Raw genomic sequence first — 7,331 nt, 5'->3', positions numbered from 1 at the left:
TGATATTCGTTATGATGCTGCAATAGAATTAAATAAAGTAGTTCTCTTAATGCATCAGTATAACTCTGTAGTCATTAAAATAGAATCACATACCGACTCACGAGCCGACGATCAATACAACTTAGAACTCTCTGACCGAAGAGCCAAAGCAACGAGAGATTATCTAATTTCTCAAGGCGTAGCACCCGAACGAATCGAAAGCGCCATTGGTTACGGCGAAACCCAATTAATCAATAATTGCTCCAACGGAGTTCCCTGCACAGAAGCACAGCATCAAATCAATCGCCGAAGCGAATTCATCATCACCAAAATGTAAAAAAACTCTCTGCAGACTTTAACATAATATGATATGGAAAATGATACACTACTAGATACCGACGCTTGGGTTATTACCCTGCTTTTATTTGCATCAATGCTTTTGGCCAGTTTTCTGGGAAAAATTACAGGAAATTATTTTCGGCAAAAAGCCGGCGAAGGCAGATCCGGCGAAGCTTCTTCTCTTACCGCCCTGCTTTTTTTTCTGCTGGCCTTTACCTATGGGATGAGCAGCAGCCGTTATGATTCCAGAAGACAAATTGTGGTTGAAGAAGCCAATGATATTGGCACCGCAATATTGCGCAGTGACTTATATCCAGATACCATTAGAGCAGCTTTCCGTCGTGATTTCCAAGATTATGTCGAGACCCGAATAGACTATTACCAAGCCAGTGCCAATGTAAATGCAGTCTTAAAGTCTGATAGCCTCTCCCAAGTTATTGCCACAAAATTATGGAAACGTGCAGCGGGGCTTTCACAGCATCCTGCACATCTCGCTGCGACCCAGCAGATGATACCCGCCCTAAATGCAATGATTGATGTTGCTACTACTAGGCTTTCAGGTGAGAAAGCAAAAGTCCCTCAAAGTATTTTAATAATGCTTTTTTTTCTGGCAGCCATAACATCCTTCTACAGCGTTTACAACGAAGCCCGTAAAGGCGGAGTGGACTGGCTCATACAAATAGGATTCTGTCTTCTGGTATCCTTGGTGGTATTCTTTACACTGGATCTGGACAGACCGCGCCGAGGATTTGTTAATCTTAATGTGCCGAATCAAACGATAATTGATTTACGGCAGAACTTTAAATAAACTCAAGGATTGGCTGTCTAGCATATTGCCCGTTTTGGTCTTATAATTGAGATTTTCACCTCGGGAAGAACTCCCCGGGCTGTAAAACAAAAAAGAGCCCGAAAATTACAGGCTCTTTCAAGAATTAATAATCAACTAAGGCCTTGGAGTGCCTACACTGTCTTTGCTTCTTGAAGTGGAAGCTGACTTTTTGGTTGTTGTGGTTTTTGTGGTGCTATTTTTCTCAGCACTAGTTTTGGAAGGGGTCTATGCGCCCTTAAATCCTTTAGTGCTTTTTTTATGCACTACAGTATCGGTCTGGGTCTTAGTGGCGGTCAATTTCTTAGGTGTATCCTGTGAGGAGGCTGTTCCAAAAGCAAACATTGCTGCCAACGATAAAATTACATTTTTCATGATCTCCATGTTTTTAATTAATAACTTAAATGTTTTATTAAATATAAAACTTATCTTACAAGCATCCTGAAATATCTTCCCATGAATTTACAAAAAACAGACCCATAATTACATGTTTCCATAGAGATATGTTTATTAGAAAAATCATTATACTAATTTAATTATTACAAATAAAAGTGATTTCAGGAAAGATCTTTTAAGGCTCGAGCATTGTCCTTGGGAGCATCAAATATTGCAGGCTGATAAAATATAATACAGCGGTATAATCATTACATTGCCGAGGGGCTGTTGCGGCACTGCCAATAGCTGACAATTTTATTGATCACGTTCTGGTATGTTGTAAAGCTGCTCTCTTTTTTCTAGCGGTCCGCATGGTTATTATATAAAAAAGGCGTCTTTAATTTTAAGCCTTTTATCACTGAAAACAATCTTAGCGATATCCATAAAATAATAAAGCACCTGGTTAAAGGTGCTTTACAAGTTAACTGTGATAGTATGGCTATGCTACGACTACGTCTACTGCGTTTGGACCTTTGCGGCCTTCTTGGATATCATATCGAACTGCGTCGTCCTGGCGGATGTTTTCTGACAGGCCTGAAGCGTGAACAAAAATTTCAGCTCCTCCATTATTAGGGGTTATGAATCCGAATCCTTTTTCTTCATTGAAAAATTTTACTGTACCTTCTTGCATTTTAATGTATTTAATTGCTCAAGGATACCATTTTTAAAATAGAAACCTGCTAATATTCAGGATTTTATTCCTTATAAATTAAAATTTGCTCTGTTGTATAATTAAAATGCACGACCTGAAAAATACTTTTCAGCCCTCCAATGAATTTGCATCATTTTTTCCTCCTGCTGCTTACATTGCAAACTAGGAAAACATACAATCAAAACTGTGAATATCTGTTTTGCTTCCATAATATTTAAGGAGTATGATTTACCTACAAATGAGATCAATAATGAATTTACTTTTTAGTATTTATGCTTTTATATAAAAAAACTTAGAAATAGCTGTCGGTCCATCCTATTTTTTAACAAGCTGAGACAGTTTATAAGTTCCGTTAAGCGCTTCTTCTTTTGGCTGGTACATTGTCAACATTACATAAAATGCCCCATTTCGAGCCGGCAGCAGTTATCTGTGTTTTTCGGCATCGCATTTCTGTATAATAATTTCAAAGGAGCCGTCATTATTTCTTTTTAACCCATTTGAATCTCCTCCTAGCTTGTAGCGATTTAAGTCATTCTTCGCCAGTAATTTATTAAATGAAGCTTTATTGGAATACTTATTAATAGTGTCGGTAATTAGTAATTGAATTTATATTTCTAAAACAAAAAAATAGACAAAAGACTGGAAGAAGAATATGCAATTAATACAAATGGCAGCCGTTACAACTTTTAGCCCCGATAGCAGCGGGAATCCTTTTGCGCCGGTTTTCGGCGCAAAAGATTACTTCGTAAGTTCGCTATCGCTCGTGTGGAACGGATAGCGGGAACAGCTCCAAAAAAAAAAATAAAAAAAATAAAACTAAACCAATACTTATACCCTTTCCTCATACCCTATTCATCATACCTCATACCTCATACCTCATACCCCATCCCCATACCCCATTCTCTTACCCTATCGCCCAAACACCGCCACCCATACCTGCCAGCACATATTCTATCACCTGCATCCTGCCGCCCATACACAGCCGCCCCTGTCCGGCTGTCCCGTCCGCCTTGCCCATCTGATTGCCATTTTATAAATGAAAACCATTTTTCTGTAAGAAAAACTGCCCCCGCCTCCCTTACATTTGACATAAGGCAGAACATAAAGGGAAAGCAGAAAACCAAAATCCAAAACCCAGAGGCAGAACGCAGGGCGCAGAGCTGAAAGCCCGGAGCGCAGGCTCGCACCTGAAAGCCGATACAGCCGCTTTACGGGCAGGCCGCTAAAAAAAAACACCAGCAGTCAACCTTAAAAAACAATAAAATGAAAAATCAAGACACACCGCAGAATACGCCGCAGGACAAAGGCAATCCCCAGAACCAGGCCGCAGGCCCCAATAGCAGTAACCCAAACACCAACCCTTACGACTCGGAGGACCTGGACCAGGAATCAGACAGCCCCTCCAAGGACATAACCGAAAAGGACATCGAAAAAGACCTTATGGAGAACGACCCATCTGAGGGGTTGAAACAGATATTGATACCCAGAAGAGAGATGGGGAACAAAATGATTCCTTTGAAACGATCGATCCCGATGATGGCAATCCCGTAAACAGGGAATTCGAGATCAGCCAGCTCGGCAGTGAAGAGCTTCAGCAGGATGAACTTGCAAGGGACGAGTCAGAAGGCGGCCCTGCCCGCTTCCACAAGCCCTCGGAGCGGAAATTCTAACAGGCCCCTAACACACAGCAGGGCTTTTACAAAAATTACAAACCATTAAATTAAAACATTATGACACCACAGCAGAACCACGATACGCACTATCAGGATGATAATGCCTATCACATCGGGGAAGAACAACACCATTGGGAAGAAATGGAGCACTCAGAAGAGGCCGCTAGCCTTCATCTGAGCGAGGAGCGGTCTGCCGACCGCCAGCCCACCGAACTTGACCATGACGACGCCGACAGAAGGACCCTTGACGAGTCCCAGGCGGACGAGGACAAGGACGATGAGCATTAAGATTTCATCTTAACGATACAAAAAAGAAAAGCCTGCGCGATGAGAGCATTCCGCAGGCTTTTTTTATAATTTGCATTCCTGCTCCTAAAGCGGACCTGGGGGCTGAAAGAATCTGACAATGAAGCTTCACAAATCAAAACATAAATATATTTGCATATAATTTCCAAATAATGACGAATTTATGTTAATTTGCAGCGATTATGCCAGTGATTAAACAAACAAAATGAAAAAATCAAATCCAGCCCGCATAAAGATCGGTTTTGACCTCCTGCTTAATGCCTGCCTGCGGCACTGCATTGCTTTGGGCATAACCCTGATGGGTTTTTCATCCCACGCGCAGAGCATCGCCATCCCCATAGAGCAGACCAATCCAAACTTCACCCTCACGGCTGTCCGCAGCGGATTGGGAAGCGGATATGAAAGCTATCTGTTTTATGTCCAGAACAATACCGCACGGGAATATGAAATTGTTGTCCAGATCGATCTTGAGCTGGCCTGTGAAGGGACAAAATCATTCAAGCTTGGCGTAAACAGCATAGTGCATCTGCGGGCCAATGAAAAATTCACCCCTTCCAAGGATTATGTGCATAATTATTTCGGAAACAAAGACTGCGCAATTGCGGAAGGCAAATCATATACCCTTTTTAAGAGCCTGCGCTATTTCATCAGCAGCGTGGTGGACATAAGCAGGGAAAATGAAGATGCAGCGGCGAGAAAGAACGCACAGCAGCAGCAGAAAATGGAAGCGGAAAGAAAAAACCAGCAGATCCGCAAAGAGCAGCAAGACCAGCAAAGATCCGCCCAGCAGGAGAGGCAGGAAAAACTGCAGAACCCAGCAGCCCTTCAAGGGCAGGCCCAGCCCAATATCCAGCGCCAGCCTGTACAAAGCAGCCCTGCAGAGCAGCAGGCCCAGTACCGGCAGAAACTGGCTGCGGATCGGGCATACAATGCACAGCGTGAAGAGACTATAAATAAAGGCGTCAGCGATATGACAAACCTGATATCGGGATATATACAGCAGAACCGCGCCGACAAAGAAAGAAAAGAAGCCTTGGAAGAGCAGCGCGCTCTGGAAGAGCAGCAGCGCCAATATGAGCTGAGTTTGAAAATAAGCGGCCGAAAAAACGCCTTCCAGGCACTCCCCGGGAAAGATATTCCGCTGGCATCTCAGGAAAAAGCCCCAACCATTTATTATTTCATCTATTCCCATAACGGTTTGGAAAGCGAGTATGGCGCAAGCGCCTACGTTTCGAATGTTTTTGAAGTGGGAAGATACAATGACGGCACCCGGGCCTACACGGCCACAGTTAAAAATGAAATTGCCGGCCTTACCCCTTACCCTGAAACACTGCATGGCTATTATTACACCCTGGATCAGGCCGAACAAAAAAGATCGGAGCTGATCGGCAGCCTGCAGAATTACGGCGTTATGATAAACTATATTACTTATAAAGGAAAGCCCGGCGCTGCAGGGGCGGCTCAAACAATAGAAAACCAGGGGCCAAACTATGGCAGTTTAATTGAAAAACCGGCAAAAGCCGATTTGCGCCCCGCAGATGCGGCCGCGCCAAAAACCCAAGCTGCAAAATCCACACAAAAGAAGCCTGAAAAAAATTACGGCACAATTATCGAATAAGCGCTCTGCAGATGATAACAGCCAGAGTACACCAAACCCAAAAATGAACAATTTATGAAGCTGATACTTTACTTTTTCCTGCTTGCTGCTGCGCCAGCTTCTGCCCAGGCCATTGCTGAACTGAAATTTGAAGAGGCTGAGACCGCTTATAACCAGGGCAGATACGAACTCACAATCCAAAAAGTTAACGAATTTGAAAAAGCCGTCGGCGGGGTGAGCGATAAGTCGCTTTATCTAAGGGTAGTGTCCCAGGACAAACTGCTTGACCCTTCTACTTTTTACGATGACCAGAAACAATTTGACCTATACCTTTCCCTATCGGCTGATGCAGAGAAATATATCAAAGCAATGGAGAGCAAAGGGCTGGACGATAAATTCAAGGAGGTATACGCCATCAGCGAAAAATTAAAAAGCCTGAATCTGCCAAAAAGCAGAGCGGCATACCTGAAGGAAAGCACGCGCATAGCAAAAGAAAAACAGGAGATATCGGATAAATGCTCAAAAGGCTTTGATGCACTTTCAATCGACAGCCTGCCTTTTGACATCACCCTTGATGAATTCCTGTCCCAATACCCAAATGCCCTGGGAGAAAAGAAATACAAACTCACTAAAGGAACCAGGTTTGACCTGTATCAGCCTAAAAGCTCTTATGACTTTTACAGCACAGATCTGAAATTTGATTTTCTTCCCGTTAATATACTATACGGCACAGTAAAGACAGGGGATATATCAATACTTGTGAAAGACAATAAAATAATCGGCTACCAGAAGCAGATTTTATGGGATTCAGGAAAGGTTTTTAAAGAACAGGAATTTTCCAGCAGCTACAATGAATTATATTCTAAATACTCACAGCTCTATAATTGCGCCCCAATGAAGCAGAGCGAGGAAATTCTGCCTGAAGGGCTGAGACAGGTTTCCTATTGGAAGCTAAACGGCAAAACCCTGCTGATCAATAAATCCCACAGCAGGCAGGCAAAATATTACTATCATTCCTTGATTTGCCGTGTAACCAAAAGTGATCAGGCTGTTGAAGGTTTTTAAACAGTGACATGAAGATCTCCCCTGTGTTTGAATGCACTGTAAGGCTGTGGAAAATTTTGCTGCAAAAAGCCCATCTAATGTGTATTATTAAACTGGAAAAGCCTGCGCCAAGGGCGATGATCATTTCTTTATAATGCAATGCCGGCTTAATATAGCCAATCAGAATCCAGATTACTATTTCCAAAGGACTTTAAACAAGCGGATCTGACGCTTTTTTTTCACAATACAATCCGGCATCCTAGCCCCGATAGAAGCGGAAATCCTTCCGCGCCGGGGTTCGGCGCAGAAGATTTGAGCGGATAGCGGGATTAGCTCCAAAAAAATTATATGCACTCGGCGGCTCGCGCATACCCAACTGCATTACGCTAAAAACGTTCCAACAGGTCATTATTCAAGCCCTGCAGAATCCACTCCATCTGCAAGAAAAAAACAAAAGCTTTCTTTCTCCTATCAAAACAA

9 protein-coding genes are annotated in these 7,331 nt (G+C 42.9%); 6 read left to right on the top strand and 3 right to left on the bottom strand.

Annotation, left to right across the window (positions count from 1 at the left end; translation table 11 throughout):
• Together ACWA1F_RS14315 and ACWA1F_RS14310 are read left to right on the top strand one after the other, a co-directional pair.
• Nucleotides 1–316, top strand: a 316-nt coding sequence (locus ACWA1F_RS14315) for an OmpA family protein (protein ID WP_456892595.1), incomplete at its 5' end; no start/stop codon positions are given.
• 33 nt (nucleotides 317–349) lie between these two features.
• Nucleotides 350–1,126, top strand: a complete 777-nt coding sequence (locus tag ACWA1F_RS14310) for a bestrophin-like domain (RefSeq protein ID WP_125721033.1) — start codon at nucleotides 350–352, stop codon at nucleotides 1,124–1,126.
• Nucleotides 1,127–1,372: 246 nt separating this feature from the next.
• Here ACWA1F_RS14310 and ACWA1F_RS14305 read toward each other — a convergent pair whose 3' ends face one another.
• The 3 genes from ACWA1F_RS14305 to ACWA1F_RS14295 form a co-directional block, all read right to left on the bottom strand.
• The gene (locus tag ACWA1F_RS14305; RefSeq protein ID WP_164515298.1) at nucleotides 1,373–1,519 is read right to left on the bottom strand and encodes a hypothetical protein; all 147 of its coding nucleotides are present in this window, start codon (nucleotides 1,517–1,519) and stop codon (nucleotides 1,373–1,375) included.
• A 499-nt stretch (nucleotides 1,520–2,018) separates the two neighbouring features.
• A complete protein-coding gene (locus ACWA1F_RS14300; RefSeq protein ID WP_125721035.1) occupies nucleotides 2,019–2,210 on the bottom strand; it encodes a cold-shock protein in 192 nt (63 codons plus the stop codon).
• A 444-nt stretch (nucleotides 2,211–2,654) separates the two neighbouring features.
• Nucleotides 2,655–2,774: a DUF1214 domain-containing protein gene (locus ACWA1F_RS14295; protein ID WP_456894464.1), complete on the bottom strand. Its 120-nt coding sequence runs from the start codon at nucleotides 2,772–2,774 to the stop codon at nucleotides 2,655–2,657.
• 720 nt (nucleotides 2,775–3,494) lie between these two features.
• Between ACWA1F_RS14295 and ACWA1F_RS14290 the strand changes: the two genes are divergently transcribed.
• The 4 genes from ACWA1F_RS14290 (at nucleotide 3,495) to ACWA1F_RS14275 (ending at nucleotide 6,872) form a co-directional block, all read left to right on the top strand.
• Nucleotides 3,495–3,782, top strand: a complete 288-nt coding sequence (locus ACWA1F_RS14290) for a hypothetical protein (RefSeq protein WP_456894450.1) — start codon at nucleotides 3,495–3,497, stop codon at nucleotides 3,780–3,782.
• A 179-nt stretch (nucleotides 3,783–3,961) separates the two neighbouring features.
• Nucleotides 3,962–4,192 (top strand): hypothetical protein, encoded by a 231-nt coding sequence (locus ACWA1F_RS14285; protein WP_125721039.1) that lies wholly within the window; start codon nucleotides 3,962–3,964, stop codon nucleotides 4,190–4,192.
• 223 nt (nucleotides 4,193–4,415) lie between these two features.
• Nucleotides 4,416–5,828: a hypothetical protein gene (locus ACWA1F_RS14280; RefSeq protein WP_306157142.1), complete on the top strand. Its 1,413-nt coding sequence runs from the start codon at nucleotides 4,416–4,418 to the stop codon at nucleotides 5,826–5,828.
• Nucleotides 5,829–5,882: 54 nt separating this feature from the next.
• Nucleotides 5,883–6,872 carry a hypothetical protein gene (locus tag ACWA1F_RS14275; protein WP_306157144.1) on the top strand — a complete coding sequence of 330 codons (990 nt, stop codon included), beginning with the start codon at nucleotides 5,883–5,885 and terminating at the stop codon, nucleotides 6,870–6,872.
• The last annotated feature ends 459 nt before the right edge of the window (nucleotides 6,873–7,331 follow it).

Source organism: Flavobacterium erigeronis (assembly GCF_054075165.1).
Note: the sequence above shows the minus strand (reverse complement) of the source record. Positions and strands in the feature narration are given on the sequence as shown.